The sequence below is a fragment of the Glutamicibacter nicotianae genome (assembly GCF_006539525.1).
Lineage (GTDB): Bacteria > Actinomycetota > Actinomycetes > Actinomycetales > Micrococcaceae > Glutamicibacter > Glutamicibacter nicotianae.
Map to the genome: position 1 here is coordinate 133,550 of NZ_BJNE01000002.1, position 17,386 is coordinate 150,935.

15 protein-coding genes are annotated in these 17,386 nt (G+C 63.8%); 8 read left to right on the forward strand and 7 right to left on the reverse strand.

The features are described from left to right. Nucleotides 1-1,494, reverse strand: a complete 1,494-nt coding sequence (locus tag ANI01nite_RS03395) for an NCS1 family nucleobase:cation symporter-1 (protein ID WP_255314404.1) — start codon at nt 1,492-1,494, stop codon at nt 1-3. Nucleotides 1,495-1,676: 182 nt separating this feature from the next. Further along, entirely contained in the window at nt 1,677-1,802 is a 126-nt protein-coding gene (locus ANI01nite_RS16965; protein WP_255314377.1) for a hypothetical protein, read from the reverse strand. Between the two features lie 364 nt (nt 1,803-2,166). Between ANI01nite_RS16965 and ANI01nite_RS03400 the strand changes: the two genes are divergently transcribed. The 7 genes from ANI01nite_RS03400 (at nt 2,167) to ANI01nite_RS03430 (ending at nt 9,153) form a co-directional block, all read left to right on the forward strand. Further along, on the forward strand, nt 2,167-2,970 hold the full coding sequence (locus tag ANI01nite_RS03400) for a hydroxypyruvate isomerase family protein (protein WP_141356025.1): 804 nt from the start codon (nt 2,167-2,169) through the stop codon (nt 2,968-2,970). A gap of 24 nt (nt 2,971-2,994) precedes the next feature. Further along, nucleotides 2,995-3,906: a 2-hydroxy-3-oxopropionate reductase gene (locus ANI01nite_RS03405; RefSeq protein ID WP_073707054.1), complete on the forward strand. Its 912-nt coding sequence runs from the start codon at nt 2,995-2,997 to the stop codon at nt 3,904-3,906. 317 nt (nt 3,907-4,223) lie between these two features. Continuing rightward, entirely contained in the window at nt 4,224-6,017 is a 1,794-nt protein-coding gene (gcl, locus tag ANI01nite_RS03410; RefSeq protein ID WP_141356415.1) for a glyoxylate carboligase, read from the forward strand. 151 nt (nt 6,018-6,168) lie between these two features. Next, nucleotides 6,169-7,551, forward strand: a complete 1,383-nt coding sequence (allB, locus tag ANI01nite_RS03415) for an allantoinase AllB (RefSeq protein ID WP_121867581.1) — start codon at nt 6,169-6,171, stop codon at nt 7,549-7,551. Between the two features lie 252 nt (nt 7,552-7,803). Then, nucleotides 7,804-8,118: a hypothetical protein gene (locus tag ANI01nite_RS03420; RefSeq protein ID WP_141356027.1), complete on the forward strand. Its 315-nt coding sequence runs from the start codon at nt 7,804-7,806 to the stop codon at nt 8,116-8,118. Between the two features lie 104 nt (nt 8,119-8,222). Then, the gene (locus tag ANI01nite_RS03425; RefSeq protein ID WP_141356029.1) at nt 8,223-8,753 is read left to right on the forward strand and encodes an ASCH domain-containing protein; all 531 of its coding nucleotides are present in this window, start codon (nt 8,223-8,225) and stop codon (nt 8,751-8,753) included. A gap of 103 nt (nt 8,754-8,856) precedes the next feature. After that, a complete protein-coding gene (locus tag ANI01nite_RS03430) occupies nt 8,857-9,153 on the forward strand; it encodes an antibiotic biosynthesis monooxygenase family protein (RefSeq protein ID WP_121867579.1) in 297 nt (98 codons plus the stop codon). A 71-nt stretch (nt 9,154-9,224) separates the two neighbouring features. Here ANI01nite_RS03430 and ANI01nite_RS03435 read toward each other — a convergent pair whose 3' ends face one another. The 5 genes from ANI01nite_RS03435 to ANI01nite_RS16970 all read right to left on the reverse strand — a co-directional run bounded on the left by ANI01nite_RS03435 (nt 9,225) and on the right by ANI01nite_RS16970 (nt 16,071). Further along, nucleotides 9,225-10,622 (reverse strand): MFS transporter, encoded by a 1,398-nt coding sequence (locus ANI01nite_RS03435; protein ID WP_141356031.1) that lies wholly within the window; start codon nt 10,620-10,622, stop codon nt 9,225-9,227. Continuing rightward, nucleotides 10,619-11,053: a MarR family winged helix-turn-helix transcriptional regulator gene (locus tag ANI01nite_RS03440; protein WP_141356033.1), complete on the reverse strand. Its 435-nt coding sequence runs from the start codon at nt 11,051-11,053 to the stop codon at nt 10,619-10,621. Before ANI01nite_RS03440 ends, ANI01nite_RS03435 begins: the two co-directional genes overlap by 4 nt. A 159-nt stretch (nt 11,054-11,212) precedes the next feature. Further along, nucleotides 11,213-11,590 carry a universal stress protein gene (locus ANI01nite_RS03445; protein ID WP_141356035.1) on the reverse strand — a complete coding sequence of 126 codons (378 nt, stop codon included), beginning with the start codon at nt 11,588-11,590 and terminating at the stop codon, nt 11,213-11,215. A 657-nt stretch (nt 11,591-12,247) separates the two neighbouring features. Then, complete coding sequence (locus ANI01nite_RS03450; protein ID WP_255314379.1) at nt 12,248-13,774, reverse strand: tripartite tricarboxylate transporter permease; 1,527 nt, start codon at nt 13,772-13,774, stop codon at nt 12,248-12,250. An 11-nt stretch (nt 13,775-13,785) separates the two neighbouring features. Continuing rightward, nucleotides 13,786-16,071, reverse strand: coding sequence for a PrpF domain-containing protein (locus ANI01nite_RS16970; RefSeq protein WP_255314380.1), 2,286 nt, complete (start codon nt 16,069-16,071; stop codon nt 13,786-13,788). 279 nt (nt 16,072-16,350) lie between these two features. Between ANI01nite_RS16970 and ANI01nite_RS03460 the strand changes: the two genes are divergently transcribed. After that, on the forward strand, nt 16,351-17,256 hold the full coding sequence (locus tag ANI01nite_RS03460) for a LysR family transcriptional regulator (protein ID WP_038992944.1): 906 nt from the start codon (nt 16,351-16,353) through the stop codon (nt 17,254-17,256). Nucleotides 17,257-17,386 lie beyond the last annotated feature (130 nt).

Consider the following 17,386-nt stretch of genomic DNA (forward strand, 5'->3'; position numbering starts at 1 on the left):
CTAGTGGGTTGGTGCCACGGCGATCGGCTCGCCATCGATGTCTGCCAAATCGTGCTGGCGCTTGGCCAGGGCCAGGTAGGCCAGGGCGCCGGCGCCCGAACCCAGGAACCAGGCGAACGGGCCAACAACGTGCAGGGCGGGAACGAAGGCCAGCACCAGTGCGATGATCGAGCTGATCACCAGCGCTCCGACGGCCCGGTAGTTCACGCCGCGGGTGAAGTAGTAGGTGCCATCGGCATCCGAGCGGTACAGGTCCATGACGTTGATCCGGGCTTTGCGGATCAGCCAGTAGTCGGCCATGATGATGCCGAACAGCGGGCCGAGTAGCGCGCCCAGGCCGCCCAGGAAGTAGTTGATGATCTCGGGGGAGTTGTACAGGTTCCAAGGCAGGATGACCAGTCCGATGACCCCGGAGATCAGTGCGGCGGCACGGAAGTTCAGCTTCTTCGGGAACAGGTTGGTCAACGCGTAGGTCGGTGCGACGAAATTGGCCATCAGGTTCACCGCGATGGTCAGCACCAGCAGGGCGGCGGAGGCCAGCAGCAGCAGCACCGTGTTCGGGATGGCTCCGACGATATCCGATGGCGAGGTGATGACCTGGCCGTTAATGGAGAACTGCGTGCCGGTGAGCACCACCACGATGGCACCGAAGAACAGCATGTTCAGCGGAATGCCGAAGAAATTGCCCTTGACGATGGCTTTCTTGGAGGATGCGCCGCGGGTGAAGTCGCAGAAATTCAGGACGAAAGTGCCATAGATCGAAACCCACAGGGCGGCCGCACCGAACATCGCGGTCCACATCTCGACGCCGGACTTCGGCTCGCCGGTGCTCATCGACACGTTGAAGCCGGATTCGAACAGCATCCAGATAGCCAGGCCCAGGAAGGTGACCAGGATGACCGGGCCGGCGAAGGCCTCGTACTTGCGGATCATTTCCATGCCGTAGCTGACGATCACCAGCTGCACGGCCCACAGGACCACGAAGCAGATCCAGCCAAGCGCATTCAGCCCCAGGAAGCTGGCCTGCTCCAGGGCCGCGGAGCCCGGCGCCACGGCGATCACCATGACCGAGAGGACCTGGGCGGCCAGGTAGGTCTGGATGCCGAACCAGGCGATGGCCACGGCCCCGCGCAGCAACGCCGGGATCTGGGCGCCGGTGATGCCAAAGGCGATGCGGCTCATCACAGGGAAAGGGACGCCGGTCTTCTCGCCCATGAACCCCGAGAAATTCAGCAACGCGAAGAGCAGGATCGCTCCGATGCCCAAGGCGCCGAGGATCTGCCAGCCGCTCATGCCCAATGCGAAGAGCCCGATGGCGAAGGTGTAATTGCCCAGCGAGTGCACGTCGTTGGCCCACAGGGTGAAGATGCTGTAGGAGTTCCAGGTGCGTCCCTTGCGGGTGGTTGGTGCCAGATCCTGGTTGTAGAGCGAAGCGCTCAGTTCGAAGGGATTGACCCGGTCGATAGTGGGCGGGTTCTCCTGCGGTGCGTCCATGGGCACCATTTCAGGGGTCTTTTGCGACATGATGGACATCCTTGTCAAAGGGTCATGAATCCGGGCACGGCGCATCCGGGCGCACTGCAGCAGGGAAAATGACAAATCTGGGGGAAGCGGAACGTTGAGTGCAACGGCCCGTGCCTGCCGTGCGGGGACGCAAGGCAGCGAGGCGGGCCCGCTTACGGGTAGATCGGCTGTCCGAAATTAGCGTAGAACTCGGCCGGCGAGCCGAGAAGCGGCATGGCCGGGCGCGGTGCGGCGGCAAGCGGCAGTGCGCTGTGCGTGAAGCACGATGGATAAAGCATGGCTGCTCCTGAGCTAGGAAGTCACTCCGAGATATGTGCCAGGTGAGTACCCACCACTCTATGCTCTGGATCACATTACCGCAATAGAAAATGATAATTTCGCAAAGCGGTATTCTTCGCGTATTCTGGAGCGCTTTATTCCATTCCAGGAAACTGCAGGTGAACAGTTCTTTGCCTGCGTGCTTGGCCCTGCCGCCCACTCTAATCCCATGAGGATAGGTATTTAGGCAGCCTTCGGGCGGTTCGGCAAATTGCCGGGAAACCTTCTTGACAGTGATCGGCGTCTCGTCCTACAGTTTTCATAAAGCAAAAGCTAACTTCCATAAAGCGGAATTATTGGAAGGTGTTCTTGAAGGGAAATCCAGTGTCCTACACTCTGAACTGCTCGATCCTCCTCACCGAGTTGCCACTGCTGCAGCGCGCGGATGCCGCCAAGCAGGCAGGTTTCGACAGCGTCGAATTCTGGTGGCCATTCAACGAAGCAGCGCCTTCCGATAAGCAGATCGACGAATTCGTCGCCTCGCTGGCCAACGCCGGCGTCCAGCTCGACGGACTGAACTTCTTCGCCGGCGACATGCCGGCAGGCGACCGCGGCCTGGTTTCCTGGCTGGGACGCGAAGCCGAATTCAAGGACAACATCGATGCCGTAGTGGCCATCGCCGAAGCAACCGGCTGCAAGGCCTTCAACGCCCTGTACGGCAACCGCATCGAGGGTGCCGACCCGGCGGCCCAGGACGCACTGGCCTTGGAGAACCTGGTGGCCGCGGCCCAGGGCGTGGCCAAGGTGGGCGGCAGCGTGCTGATCGAGCCGGTCTCCGGCACCGAAGCCTACCCGCTGAAGACCGCGGCCCAGGCGCTCGCTGTCGTCGACGCCGTCAAGGCCCAGGGCGAAAGCAACATCGCGCTGCTGGCAGACTTCTACCACCTGTCAGTCAACGGCGATGATGTGCCCGCCGTCATCGAGGCGCATGCCAAGGACTTCGGCCACATCCAGATCGCCGACGCGCCAGACCGCGGAGCTCCGGGCACCGGGAGCCTGCCGCTGCTGGACTGGATCGCCCGCTCCCGCGAGCTGGGCTACAGCGGCAACGTCGCCCTGGAATACAAGCAGGACGCCGCCACAGCCTTCGACTGGATGCAGACCGCCAGCAGCAACGCAACCGCCTAGAGAACACCTTTCGCACAAGACTTTTTGGAGAATCACATGTCGCAGAACATCGCCTTCATCGGACTGGGAATCATGGGCCTGCCGATGGCAAAGAACCTCGTCAACGCCGGCTACAACGTCACCGGCTACAACCGCAGCGACAAGGCCGGCAATGAGCTGGCAGCCGCTGGCGGCACCAAGGCCGCATCGATCGCGCAAGCAGTGGCCGACGCCGACGTCATCATCACCATGGTCCCGGACTCCCCGGATGTCCAGGACGTCACCCTCGGCGCGGAAGGCGTCTTCGCCAACGCGAAGCCCGGCGCCCTGTGGATCGACAACTCCTCGATCCGCCCGGACGTCGCAGTGCAGCTCTCGGACGCGGCCCGCGAAGCAGGCCTGCGCCCGCTGGATGCCCCGGTCTCCGGGGGCGAAGCAGGAGCCATCGAGGGCGTGCTGTCCATTATGGTCGGCGGCGAGCAGGCGGACTTCGACGCCGCCAAGCCGGTACTGGAAGCAGTGGGCAAGACCATCGTGCTGGTGGGCCCCTCGGGCTCGGGCCAGACCGTCAAGGCGGCCAACCAGCTGATTGTCGCCGCCAACATCCAGGCATTGAGCGAAGCGGTGCTGTTCCTCGAAGCCTACGGCGTGGACACCGACGCCGCAGTCAAGGTCCTCGGCGGCGGCCTGGCCGGCTCCAAGGTGCTTGACCAGAAGGCCCAGAAGATCCTGGACCGCGAATTCACCCCGGGCTTCCGCCTGGCCCTGCACAACAAGGACATGGGCATCGTGACCTCCGCCGCCCGCGAAGCCGGCGTAGTGCTTCCGCTAGGTGCACTGGTGGCCCAGCTGGTTACCTCCACCGTCGCCTCCGGTGACGGTGCACTGGATCACTCCGGGCTGTTCCGCGGAGTGCAGCGCCTGGCCGGCAAGGTCGAGGCCCCGGTTCCTGCCTAGGGAATACCACCCCAGGGCACACTGACTTCCTGCGGCGGGGAGGCCAAGGTATCTCCGCTTCCTCGGATGCTGGCCGCGCAATTGCGGGCCCGGCCGATGCAGGCCGCTTGATGACACGGCAAGCTGCCAACGCAGGCCCCGCCCGCCGCGCAATGGGCTTTGTTCCAGCTCATTGCCGGCATCCGATGCTCAAGGAAACGGCGTTGTGGTGACTCATGCACCTTCCGCCCCGCCGCAGGTTTCCTTATCTTTCTCCCAAGCTTTCTCCCAAGCAACCCACCTGCACCCTTGCCGGTGCTCCTAAGGACGTGACTGAAATGCCAAAGATGCGCGCAGTAGATGCCATCGTACAGATCCTGCAGAAGGAGAGCGCCACCGAGGCCTTCGGCCTGCCCGGCGCCGCCATCAACCCGCTGTACTCGGCCATGAAGGCCCACGGCGGCATCCGCCACACCCTGCACCGCCACGTCGAGGGCGCCAGCCACGCGGCCGACGGCTATTCGCGGGCCACCGGCAAGATCGGGTTGTGCCTGGGCACCTCGGGCCCAGCCGGCACCGACATGATCACCGGCCTGTACGCCGCGATTGCCGACAGCATCCCGATGCTGTGCATCACCGGACAGGCACCCACCAGCGTGCTGCACAAGGAGGACTTCCAGGCAGTGGACATCGAGTCCATCGCCAAGCCGGTCACCAAGTACGCCTCCACCATCCTGGAGCCGGGCCTGGTGCCGGGCACCTTCGCCAAGGCCTTCCAGATCATGCGCTCGGGCCGTCCCGGCCCGGCGCTGATCGACCTGCCGATCAACGTGCAGATGGCCGAGATCGACTTCGACATCGACGCCTACGAGCCCTTGGCGCCATCCAAGCCGCAAGCCACCCGCGGCCAGGCCGAGAAGATGGTGGATATGCTGCTCGGCGGCAAGAAGCCGATCATCATCGCCGGCGGCGGAGTGATCAACGCCAACGCGAGCGACAAGCTGGTCGAGCTGGCCGAAGAGCTGAACATCCCGGTCTCCCCGACCCTGATGGGCTGGGGCGCCATCCCTGATGACCACCGACTGCAGTCGGGCATGGTGGGCATCCAGACCCACACCAAGTACGGCAACGCGACCTTCCTGGAATCCGACGTGGTGCTGGGCCTGGGCAACCGCTGGGCCAACCGCCACACCGGCGACCTGGAGACCTACCGTGCCGGGCGCAAGTTCATCCACGTGGACATCGAGCCCACGCAGATCGGCCGTGTCTTCTCCCCGGATCTGGGGATCACCTCGGATGCCGGCGCCGCTATCGATGCCATCCTGGAAGTGGTGCGCGAGCGCAACGCCGCCGGCACCCTGCCGGACTACTCGGCGTGGGCCGATGAGGCCACCGCCCGCAAGTCCACCGGGCACCGCAAGACGAACTTCGACAACATCCCGATCAAGCCGCAGCGCGTGTACCAGGAGATGAACGCCGCGTTCGGCCAGGACACCACCTACGTGTCCACCATCGGCTTGAGCCAGATCGCCGGCGCGCAGATGCTGCACGTCTACGGCCCGCGCAAGTGGATCAACGCCGGCCAGGCCGGCCCGCTGGGCTGGACCGGACCGGCCGCCCTGGGCGTGGTGCGCGGCAAGCCGGGCGAGAAGGTCGTGGCCCTCTCCGGCGACTACGACTTCCAGTTCATGATCGAGGAACTGGCCGTCGGCGCGCAGTTCAAGCTGCCGTACGTGCACGTGGTGGTCAACAACTCCTACCTGGGCCTGATCCGCCAGTCGCAGCGCGCCTTCGAAATGGATTACCACGTGTCGCTGGGCTTCGATAACATCAACTCCCCGGAAACCAACGGCTACGGCGTGGACCACGTGAAGGTCGCCGAAGGCCTGGGCTGCAAGGCGGTGCGCATCGAGGATCCAAGCCAGCTGGCTGCCGGATTCGCGCAGGCCAATGCGCTGGCCGAAGAGCACCAGGTGCCGGTCGTGGTGGAAGTGATCCTGGAAAAGGTCACCAACATCGCCATGGGCGCGCAGCTGGATGCCGTCAATGAATTCGAAGACCTGGCCCTGGATGCCGCGGATGCGCCCACCGCGTTGGTTCCGCTGGCAACCTCGGCCGCTGTGGGTGCCTGAAAGGGAAGTCGTCGCTGACCTGCACCCCGCAACGTTGGGCGCGAGGCACCGGTTCACCATTTCGGGTGTGCCTCGCGCCACAACAATCCAGGTTCGGCATAGAGCTGCCGAGCACCAAGAAACCTGAGCTATCAACGAGTAGGAACGCCTCATGAGCATCAACGAAGCTGTCGGACGCGCATCGACCCAAGACACCACCGGAACCACCTTTGACCTGGTGCTGCGCGGGCAGCAAGTGCTGGCCGGGCAGGACATCGCGCCGCGCGAAATCGGCGTGCGCGATGGGAAGATTGTCGCCGTTGAGCCCTACGGCACCGGTCTGTCCGGTACCCGCGTGATCGAGGTGGCCGCCGACGAGGTGCTGCTGCCCGGGCTCGTTGATACGCATGTGCACGTGAACGAGCCAGGGCGCACCGAATGGGAAGGCTTCGAATCGGCCACCAAGGCCGCGGCCGCCGGTGGCGTGACCACCATTGTGGATATGCCGCTGAATTCCATCCCGCCCACGGTGAACCTCGAAGCGCTGGAGATCAAGCGCGAGGCCGCTGGCAAGAACGCCTACGTGAATGTCGGCTTCTGGGGCGGCGCCATCCCGGGCAACAAGAAGGACCTGCGCGAGCTGCACGAAGCAGGGGTCTTCGGCTTCAAGTGCTTCCTGCTGCACTCGGGAGTGGACGAGTTCCCGTCCCTGAGCGTTGACGAGATGGAAGAGGACATGGCCGAACTGGCCTCCTTCGACTCGCTGATGATCGTGCACGCCGAGGACGCCGAGATCATCGACAACTCCCCGCAGCCGGTAGGCGGCAAGTACGCCGGATTCCTGGATTCGCGCCCGCGCGATGCCGAGAACACCGCCATCGCCCAGGTGATCGAACGTGCCCGCACCACCGGGGTGCGCGCCCACGTGCTGCACCTGTCCAGCTCGGATGCGCTGGAAATGATCCGCGAGGCGAAAGCCGAGGGCGTGAAGCTCACCGTGGAAACCTGCCCGCACTACCTGACCTTGCTGTCGGAGGACATCCCCGACGGGGCCACCGCTTTCAAGTGCTGCCCGCCGATCCGCGAGAATGACAACCGCGAGCTGCTCTGGAAGGGCCTGGAGGAAGGCGTTATCGACTGCATCGTTTCGGACCACTCGCCATCGACCATCGATCTGAAGGACGTGGAGAACGGCGACTTCGGTGTCGCCTGGGGCGGCGTGGCGTCGCTGCAGCTGGGCCTGCCGCTGATCTGGAGCGAGGCGAAGCAGCGCGGACTGAAGCTGGAACAGGTTGTGCAGTGGATGGGCGTCAACCCGTCCAAGCTCGCCGGCCTGGGCGCCAAGGGCAGCATCGAGGAGGGCAAGGACGCCGACTTCGCGATCTTCGCTCCAGAGGACACCTTCGAGGTGGACGTGCAGAAGCTTCACCACAAGAATCCGATCTCCCCGTACCAGGGCAAGACCCTGCACGGCGTGGTGCGCCGCTCGATCATTGCCGGCAATGACGTGGACTTCCAGACCCCATCCGGCCAGCTGATCCGCCGCGAGCACTAGGCACTGGGAAATGACTTCGGCATCCTGCAAAAGAGCAGGATGCCGAAGCCTTTTTGCGGGGAATTGCTTCTGATTAGGCACGGCGGAATACCGGAGTTTGGCGCGTATTCATCGCGTGGTTGACGGGTGTCCGGGAAGTCCGTAACAAACGCATATCGATTGCCGTGTCCTGGACCATTCCAGCAACGCAGCCCATAGACTGGCAGCCACGTGGGGATGAAGCAGACGCAACTCTAGATACAGGAATTGGGTATGGACACGATTACTGTTGCATCGGTGCTGACCCAGGAAGTCGAGGACCTGTCCTTGGGCGAGGTTGTCCAGGCGTCGGTAGTCCTCGGCCTCGTGGTCTTGGCCGTGTTGCTGGCCTTCGGCATCAAGACCTATGTCCACTGGCGTCGCCAGTTGAAGAACGCCAAGCGTATCGGAGTTGCCCCGCCAGCTGGTTTCACTTGCCCTGGAAGTAAGGGTAATCAGCATCGGGCACCGCGACTGGACGTGCTCTCAACCCTCGGGGATCTGCGTAGGCCGGAAACCTTGAAACGCAGTTTCGAGGATGGCAAATGACGCCAGCGGTCCGGCCTGCCGCAACGCGGTGGTTAGCCAACGGCGGGATTGGCGACGGCCAGTTCATCGTCACGCTGGATGCTGTCCGCGGTTAGGATCTAGGCATGGCAGAAAATTCCGTTCCTGACTTGCCTCCTGTCAATGCTGAAGCTGCCCAGAAGATGTGGTCCGAGTATCTGGGGAGCAGGGGGATTCCGCTGGCTGATGCGCCGCATCATGTAGCCGAATCGTTCGGGGATAACCCTGCGCTTGCCGATGAGCTGCTACACGAAATGCTGCACGGAACCAAGCGGGCGACTTCATCTCTGGCTAGCGACTACGCCTATTACAACGAACGTGTCCCGCAGCCTGAAGACCACTGCATCGTTTGCGACGGCGACGGTCAGCCGCGAGCAATCTTGCGCGTGCTGTCCGTCGAGCGCGCATCGTTCTTCGAGGTGGATGCCCAGTTTGCCGCAGCTGAGGGCGAAGGTGATCTCTCGTTGGAATACTGGCGCGCAGAACATGAGAAATTCTGGCGCCGTACGCAAAAATCAATTGGTGTCGATTGGAAACCTGAAGACACGCTCCAACCCGGGGGAGAGCTGGTCCTGGAACGCTTTGAACTTTGCTGGCCAATGGAGCATGCCGACTAGCCGGACCAAGTTCGTCACGCCGGCCTGCGGTGAAGAATGCGCAGGCGTAGGGTGGAAGCAGAGGGTTTCCCTATCGTCGAAACCCGGTCACGAAAGGTTGAACATGTCGATTGTCGTCATCAATGCCCTATCGGTTCCCGGCGAAGCCGGACCGGAACTGGAGAAGCGCTTCGCCGCTCGCAAGCATTCGGTGGATTCTTCGCCGGGCTTCGAGGGGTTCAAGCTGCTGCGTCCGGTCAACGGTGGAGACAAGTACTTCGTGTACACCCAGTGGGCCACCCGCGAGGACTTCGAGAACTGGCGCGCGCAGCGCGCGGATGCGGCGCATGCCGGCAACGATGCCAAGAAACCGGTGGCCACCGGCGCTGAACTGCTGGAATTCGAGATCGTAGAACTTTAGGCACTCCCGAATCCAGAAACGTCTCGATGCCATTGCGGTATCGGGGCGTTTTCTGCCTCCAGGATCGGCGACTATCTTTTCCACTTTTCCTGGCGCCGTGCGGAATCGGCCAGTAGTGCCACGCCGAGTCCGATGCACAGCAGGGCACCGAGCAGGAAAGTCATGTCGATGCTTTCGGGACTGGCCTCGCCGTTGAGTCCCGGGTGGGTGGCGATGATTGCCGCGGAAATCGCCGTGCCGAAGGAAGAGCCCACGGTACGCAGCACCTGGTTGAAGCTTACGGAGCTGCCCAGTTCCTGGGTCGCCACGCTGCGGGCAATCAATGCCGGCATCGCCGCGTAGCTTGCGCCCATGCCGATGCCGAAGACCAGCATGCTCAGCAAGATCTCCCAGAGCTCCGCATGGAGCAGCCAGAGCATGGTTCCAGCAGCTGCCATGATGATCGCCCCAACGGGAAGCATGACCTGCATGCCAACGCGCTTTGCCAATACCCGAACCGTGCGGTTGGCGGCCAAGCTGCCTACCGAGAGCGGGAAGATCACAAATCCTGCCCAGAAGACCGGGAGGCTCAGCCCGTATCCTGTTGCGGTATCCGCTTGGGCTACCAGTGACGAGACGGACATGGCGATATACAGTGCCGCGCCCAGGGCGATGGCCGAGATATTGGCCAGGAGGACTTCGCCCTGCTTCAGTGTGCGAAGGTTGATCAAAGGGTGGTCCAGGCGGATTTCCACCCGTACCCAAAGGGCCAGCACGATGATTGAAAAAGCGGCCAGTGCGAGGGTGGTCCCAGAGACCCAACCCCATTTGGGTCCCTCGGATATGGTCAGCAGCAGGGAACCGAGCCCCACCGCCAGCAAGCAGGAGCCGGCGAAGTCGAAGGGGTGCTGCTCTGCGCGGCCATCGGGGCCCGAGGGGACGACTTTCCATACAACGAAGATGGTGGCCAGCACGAATACCGCACCAAACCAGAAGGCGAAGGAGTAGTCGAAAATGCCGGCGATGATGCCGGTCAGCGGATAGCCGATGCCGATTCCGGAGGCAACGGTCACCGACAGGGTAGAGATGGTGTTCTGCGCGTGCTCGGGAGGCACGTAGCGCCGGGCAATGGCGATGGTGACAGGGACAATGCCGTAGGACAGGCCCTGGAGCACGCGTCCGGCAAGAAATACCCCGAAGGTTGGCGCGGCCGCCGCCATGACCGAGCCGACGAACATGGTTGCAAGCGAAGCGAGCAGCAGCCGCTTCTTATGCGGTCCATCGCTGAGTCGTCCCATGATGGGTGTTGCCACGGCGCCGGCCAGGAGATTCACGGTGAGCATCCACTGGGCGGTGGCAACGTCGACGTCGAAGCGCTGGGAAATCGAGGGGACCAGCAGCATTCCCAGCGAGGAGACGATGGCAGTGGCGAGCGCGGCAAAGACCAGCGTCGGCACCAGCGGATTTCGGGCGGTTGCGGTGCGATTCATGGTCGGACCGCCGTGTTGATCTTCTTCAGTGCAGGCAAGGCGGCACGGATCAGGGAAATCTCTTCATCGCTCAGGTTCTCGCCGATGGCTTGCATCAACGCCCTCTGGCCCAGCTGGATTTCATGCTCCAGCTTTTGCCGGCCAGCATCGGTGAGCTTGAACCAGAGCTTGCGCCGGTCGGCTTCATCCCGGTGCCGCTCAATCAGCCCGAGGCCTTCCAACTCCTTGGTGGTCAGCGAGATGGCTTGCTGGCTGACCCCGATGGCCTGCCGCATCCGGGCGGCACTTGCCCGGCCTTCGGTGGCCAGGGTGTGCAAAATGCCCAGCTTGCCCGGGGAAATGGACCGGGCTGTGCGTATCAGGCTCAGCAGCGGCGACAACGCTTCATGCATCTGCTCTGGAAGGTCTGACGGCTCTTGCTCAAATTCCATAGGTACAGAATACAATTAACTTGTACAAGCGTCTTGTGAAAATATTCGTGAGATAGGGCACCGCCCATGGATGGTGGACCGCAAACACAATCCCCGCCTGCATCTGTTGAAAATGCGGGCGGGGATTGCGTTGGTTGATTCTGTTGGCGAAGCGAAGGACTAGTCTTTCGCCTTCACTGCAAGCACCGGGCAGTCGGCCTCGATCAGGATGCGTTGGGCGATGCTGCCCATGAGCAGCTTGCCTACGCGCGAGCGCTTGCGCAGCCCGAGGACGATCAATGCGGCGGAATGCTCCTGCTCTGCCTGGAGGACGAAATCGGCAGCGTCATGGACCGGGCCGTCCTGCGGCAGGATCTGCAGTGGAACCCCGAGATCCAGCAGGGCATCGAGGTCGATGTCCAGATGCTGCTCGGTGATCGGCTCCTTGTCCAGGTTCGCGATCAGCAACCGGTCCTGTGCCTTGTGGGCCTCGGCCAGCCCGCGCCGTATGGCCAAGCGGCCCGCGGGGGTGTCGCTGTAGCAGGCGATGATAGCCATGGTGTTCTCCTAATGGATCTCGGAATCAGAGCCAGTTGGCCAGCAGGCCCTGTGGCAGGTCGATGGGAAGCAATGACGGCAGGGCCAGCATCAGGATGAAGAACACCACCGTGTAGATCATCGTGGTCTTCAGCTTTGCTCGGGCCACGATGAGCAGGAAGGCCGGAACGAAGACCGAGATGGCTGCCAGGTATCCCACCAGCGAGGTGAGCACGAGGAACCCAGCCATCCAGCTGAAAGTCCGCAAGGCGAAAGACGCATCGTTGGTCCACTTGGGGCCCCAAGCCGAGTTGCGGCCAGTGCCCGCTGTGCTGGTTCCAGCCGGATATCCGGTGCCCGGACCGGTGTCCGGCTGGTGGATCGCAGCCGTTGCCTGGGCAGTGCCGGATGGTGCATGCCCTGCAGCTACGGGGACGGCTTCGGCAGGCGCGGTGAGATAGGCTGCGGCCGATACGTTGACCTGCCGGTCCGCGGCCATCGCCGTCTTGCGGGTGCGCAGTTCCAGCGCCAGGAGGATTCCGGACATGATAACTCCGACCCAGCCGACCAGCTGCGGAACAAGTTTCGCATCCGGGGAGTAGCTGGAGGAGAGCAGCAACGATCCGGCGAAGACCAGCAGCAGCACTGCGGCCGCGGCCAGAGACCACACCGAGTTCTTCAGCGGTGCTTCGGCATCCGGAGCGCTGTCCGACTTCGGATCGTCGTCGGCGCCGAGCTTGCGGCGGGAACGGACCCACTTGAAGACGTTCCAGAGGATCGGCAGCACGAGCACGGCGATGAACACCATGGTCCCGGACGCAGCATCCACTCGAAGCCCTCGTACAGGCTGTCGGTCAGGAAGTAGTAGCGCTCCATCGGGATCGCCAGCACGAAGCCGATGAGGAAAGGAGCCCGCGGGAATCCTGTGGACTTCAGCACCCAGCCGGCCACGCCCAGCAGCACCATGACCCACAGGTCGCCCAGCTGACCGCCGTCCTGGAAGGAACCCAGCAGCATGATGACCACCAGGCCGGCGGCCAGGACAGCGAAGGGAACCTTGGTCAGCGAGGAGAGCGGACGCACGGTCAGGAAGCAGAACAGGGCACCAAGCACCGAGGCGATGGCGAAGGCCCAGATGATCATGTACATCAGGTCCAGGTGCTCGTTGATGATGCTCGGGCCCGGCTGGATGCCGTAGGTCAGCAGCATGCCCAGCAGCATCGCCGAAGGCACGCCTCCGGGGATGCCGAACAGGAAGGTGGGGATCAAATCGCCGGCTTCCACCGAGTTGTTCGCGCTCTCCGGCCCGACGATGCCGCGCGGGTCGCCCTTGCCGAACTTGCGCTTGTCCTTGGCGGTAGCCACCGCCTGGCCGTAGGCCAGCCAGGTGCCTGCGGTGGCGCCCACGCCCGGCAGCACGCCGGCCCAGATGCCAATCAGCCCGCCGCGCAGCACCTGGGACCAGTGCCCCAGCCACTCGCGGATGCCCGAGCCCCAGCCGCCGGTTACTTCTACGCTCTGCTGGTCGCCGCGGCGCTGGCTGGCGCGCGAGGCGATCTCGGCCAGTCCGAAGACGCCCAGGGCCACTGCCACCAGCGACAGCCCGTCGCCGAGGAACAGCGAACCGAAGGTGAAGCGCTCTTCCGCGGTGGTCGGCGCGGTGCCGATCATTCCCACCAGCAGACCGGCCAGGCCGGCGGTCAGCCCCTTGATCACGTTGCCCCGGGAGAGCACCGCGGCCAAGGCGACGCCGAGCACCGTGAGCATGAACAGCTCAGGGCTGGCGAAGGACAGGACCAGCGGGCGGGCCAGCGGGATGGCCAAGGTCAGGCCGACCGCGCCGATCAGCCCGCCGGCCATCGAGGAGAGGAAGGCCAGGGACAGGGCGCGCTTGGCTTGCCCCTTGCGGGCCATGGCGTAGCCATCGAGCATCGTCACCGAGGCCGAGGCGGAGCCCGGGGCGCCGAGCAGGATCGCCGACACCGTATCCGAGGTGTGCACCACCGCCAGCGCGCCGATCAGCAGGGCCAGCGCCGAGGCCGGGTCCATGCCGAAGGTGATGGGCAGCAGGATGGCCACGGCGGCGGTGCCGCCCAGGCCGGGGATCAGGCCCATGACCAGTCCCGAGATGACGCCGATGAGCAGCATGAGCAGCATGCTCGGGTCGGCCAGCGAAGCCAATGCGGCCATTGCGGATTCCAGCATTGCTTGCCTCCTTAGTCGATTTCAATTCCGTAGGAGTCCTTGAGCAACGCGGTCACGTAGCCCTTGGTCTCCTCGGTGACGGTGTACGCGTCCTTGACGCGCTGGGAGAGGTTCTCGTCTGCGACGATCGGGTAGCCGCCGAGAACATCCTCGGCCTTGTCGTTGAATTCCTTGTCTTCGGACAGCTGGTGCGCGGACTCGCGCAGCAGCTCGACAGCTTCCTCGGGTGCGTCCTTCGGTGCCCACAGGCCCTTCTGGTAGGTATAGGTCAGGCCCAGCAGGGTCTTGTAGGCCTCCAGCTTCGGCCCGCTCGGCGCCTTGCCGTGCAGCTCCTCGTATACCTCGACGACGGTTGGCGCGTCGGGGAAGTTCGGATCCCGCACGACCTTGCCGTTCTCGTCGAGCTGCCCGAAGGACATCAGCACGGTGGCGGAGCCTTCCTCGGCCAGAGGTTCCACCGCCGAGTGGTAGGAGGAGGTGGTCGAATAGTCGATGTCCACCTCGCCGCGCTGCAGGGCCAGGTTCACCGGACCGCGTCCCTCGAAACCGAAGGTCGCCGAGATGTCGGCTTCGAGCAGGTCGAAGGCGACTAACGTGGTCAGGTCCAGGCCGGTGGCGGTGATGCCGCCGAAGACCAGCGGCTTCTTGCGGTCCACCAAGTCCTTGACTCCGTCCACGCCGGCGTCGGTGCGGGCGTAGATCACCCCGCCGGTGCCGTTGACCAGTACCGGTTCCAGCTTGTCGAAGGAATAGCGCACCACATCGCGGTCCAGCACCCACGGCACCACGGTGGTAGCGGTGCTCACCAGCAGTTCGGTCCCATCATCGGCGGCCGAGCTGGCGAAGCGGTTGCTGCCGGTAATGCCTTCGCCGCCGGCTTCGTTGATCGGGGCGAATCCCGGTTGCCCGGGAATGTCGTGCACCAGTTCCTGGCCGACGAAGCGGGCCCAGGTATCGGTGCCGCCGCCCTCGGCCAGCGGGATGACCATTTCCAGGGTCTCGCCAGCATAGTCGCCATCGGCGGTGGTGGCCGGCGGGTTGAGCAGACCGCCGCCGAGCAGGGTGGCTCCGAGCCCCAGGGCGGCGAATGCCGCCACCGAGGCGAAGACCGTGCGGCGCTTGTGCGGCGGCGGATCATCGAGCAACTGCGCGGACGCAGGGGCGAGCGCTGGTTCGCCGGCCAGCATGGCAGTGGCCTGCACTTCGGGCGGGGCGACCGGGTCGAAGCTAAGTTGCGCCTCGGCCAGCTCGCGGGCAGTTCGGGTGGTTCCGACCGCGGTCCTGCCCTCGATCTCGCGCTGCCAGGTCTGCATCTGCCCTGCAGGGGTCTGCATGCGCAGCACCTCGCCTGGTTCCGCGGAGAGCAGATTGGCGATGATCGTGCCCCGCTTCCGTGCGGCCATGGTCAGCGCGACGCTGCCTGTGATGGCCAAGGCCGGGTGCGGCGCTCCCATGGAGAGCATCATGACCCTGAAATCGCCTTCGTCGCCTTGATCCGCTGCCTGGGCGATGGCCAGTTTCGGGATGGCCCGCTGCGCGGATTCGGCGCTGTCGGACAGGCCCATGGCCACGGCCCCGGCCCGGCGGATCTTCTCCAGCTTTTCGGACTCGGCCAGCGCCTGAGCCGGCCAGTCGGCGAAATCCACGGCATCCAGGCCGGCCTGGGCGGCGCTGATGATGACTACTGGCGCTCCGGCATCGATCAGCGTGGCCTCTGCCTCGAACCCCGGCTGCGTACCGTTGCCGGCTACCTGCAGCGTGCTCAGCGCTTCGCCGGCCGGCAAGAGCTGGCCGGTGGTGCCGCCGGCCGGATCGAGGAAGCCGATCTCCACTGCTTGGCCGGGGAAGGGTACCCCGGGAATGAACTCGGCGGACTGGGTGCCGTCAAGGTTCATGCGTTCGACGAGCAGCTGCCCGGTGTTGGTATTGCGGATGTGCACGGTCACCTGGCCGTCAATGGCATCAACCCAGCCGTGCTTGAGCGCGTACGGAGCGATGACTGCCGAGCAGTTTCCGCAGTTGCTGCCCCAGTCCACCACGGCTTGCTCGATGCCCACCTGCGCGAAGGTATAGTCGACATCTACGCCGGGTTCCTCGCTGGGGCTGAGGATGACGGCCTTGCTTGTCGTCGAGGTTCCGCCGCCGACACCGTCGATTTGGCGCGGGTCAGGAGAGCCGAAGAGGCGCAGCAGCACCTCATCGGCGGTGAAGCCGGGAACTTCGAGCGCACTTCGCTCGAAGACCCAGCATTTGCTAGTACCCCCGCGCATCCAAGTGGCCTTAACCGAGTGTTTCATTGGATTGACCCAATCTATCGATAACGTAGCGCCCGCGTTAGATGTGACGCCGGGCACTTATGCCTGTATCGATAATGAGACAGTCGACACTTAATTAGTAGTTACCCTTAGTTCAATAAATTGAAGCAACACTTAATTCAGCTTTTTTACTAGGAGAAAATGCGCGCCGAGCCGCTGATCGATTCGCGGCAGAGCCGTGCATTTCGTTGAAATTTCCGCAAGAATCCAGCAAATGTGCGCTTGATGAAATATAGTGAAGTTCTACTGCAAGGAGGAACCGTGCTTGATGCCAAGAGATTGCAGATATTGCTCTCCGTGGTCGAAGGGGGTTCGGTCACCGCGGCCGCCGACGAGCTGTTCTATACCCCGTCGGGGGTTTCGCAGCAGCTGCGCAAGCTCGAGGAAGAAGTGGGGCAGCCGTTGCTCCAGCGCCACGCCCGTGGCATGGTGCCCACCGACGCGGGCCATGTCCTGGCGGGCCATGCGCGCGCCATCCTGCAGCAGATGGATGCGGCCATGGCCGATTTGGACCAGCTGGCCGGCCTGAAGAGCGGAAGCCTGAGCCTGGGCACGTTCCCCACGCTGGGCAGCTCGTTCATTCCGCTGGTCATCAGCCGCTTCCGCAAGATGTACCCGTCCATCAAGCTTGATGTGCGCAGTACCCGTCTGCGCGAACTCATTGGCCTGCTCGCCAGGGGCGAGATCTCGATGGGCCTGCTGTGGGAATACGAATGGATGCGGCTCAAGCGCGACGATTTCGAGCTGACTACCCTGTTCACCGAGCCCACGGTGCTCGTGGTCGGCGCCGAGCATCCGCTGGCGCAACTCGAAGAGGTGGATGTGGCGGCCACTGCCCATGAGCAATGGATCGTCCGCGCCAACGAGCACCCGGTTGCCGAGCTGCTGGAGCGCACCTGCAATGCGGCGGGGTTTTCCCCTAAGATCTCTTTCCAGGCCAATGACTACCAGGAAGCCCAGGCGATGGTTTCAGTGGGGCTGGGCATCGCCTTGGCCCCGAAGTCCGCAGTGGTGAACCATCATCCAGGGGTCAAGGTCCTCTCCCTGGGCGAAGCGGCCGCTTCGCGCAGCGTGCTGCTGGCCCAGCGGCGCGACCGGGTCCGCGCCCCTGCGGAAAATGCCTTCCAGACGCTGCTCGTCGACATGGGCAAGACCTGGATCGACTAGCCGAAGACGCGTGCCCGGGCTGGCTGATCCCCGGGATGGTGCCGGCCGCAAAAAATCCTTGACCGGAGTTCCGGAGGTGCTCTAGGCTTCAAGATAACCTGATATACCAGTCGGATATTAAGGGATTCCA

Bases quoted from the DNA above. Each gene is read 5' to 3' on its own strand.
- ANI01nite_RS03395 (WP_255314404.1), bottom strand. From the start codon at position 1,494: ATGGACGCACCGCAGGAGAACCCGCCCACTATCGACCGGGTCAATCCC.
- ANI01nite_RS16965 (WP_255314377.1), bottom strand. From the start codon at position 1,802: ATGCTTTATCCATCGTGCTTCACGCACAGCGCACTGCCGCTTGCCGCC.
- gcl (WP_141356415.1), top strand. From the start codon at position 4,224: ATGCCAAAGATGCGCGCAGTAGATGCCATCGTACAGATCCTGCAGAAG.
- allB (WP_121867581.1), top strand. From the start codon at position 6,169: ATGAGCATCAACGAAGCTGTCGGACGCGCATCGACCCAAGACACCACC.
- ANI01nite_RS03420 (WP_141356027.1), top strand. From the start codon at position 7,804: ATGGACACGATTACTGTTGCATCGGTGCTGACCCAGGAAGTCGAGGAC.
- ANI01nite_RS03425 (WP_141356029.1), top strand. From the start codon at position 8,223: ATGGCAGAAAATTCCGTTCCTGACTTGCCTCCTGTCAATGCTGAAGCT.
- ANI01nite_RS03430 (WP_121867579.1), top strand. From the start codon at position 8,857: ATGTCGATTGTCGTCATCAATGCCCTATCGGTTCCCGGCGAAGCCGGA.
- ANI01nite_RS03435 (WP_141356031.1), bottom strand. From the start codon at position 10,622: ATGAATCGCACCGCAACCGCCCGAAATCCGCTGGTGCCGACGCTGGTC.
- ANI01nite_RS03440 (WP_141356033.1), bottom strand. From the start codon at position 11,053: ATGGAATTTGAGCAAGAGCCGTCAGACCTTCCAGAGCAGATGCATGAA.
- ANI01nite_RS03445 (WP_141356035.1), bottom strand. From the start codon at position 11,590: ATGGCTATCATCGCCTGCTACAGCGACACCCCCGCGGGCCGCTTGGCC.
- ANI01nite_RS03450 (WP_255314379.1), bottom strand. From the start codon at position 13,774: ATGCTGGAATCCGCAATGGCCGCATTGGCTTCGCTGGCCGACCCGAGC.
- ANI01nite_RS16970 (WP_255314380.1), bottom strand. From the start codon at position 16,071: ATGAAACACTCGGTTAAGGCCACTTGGATGCGCGGGGGTACTAGCAAA.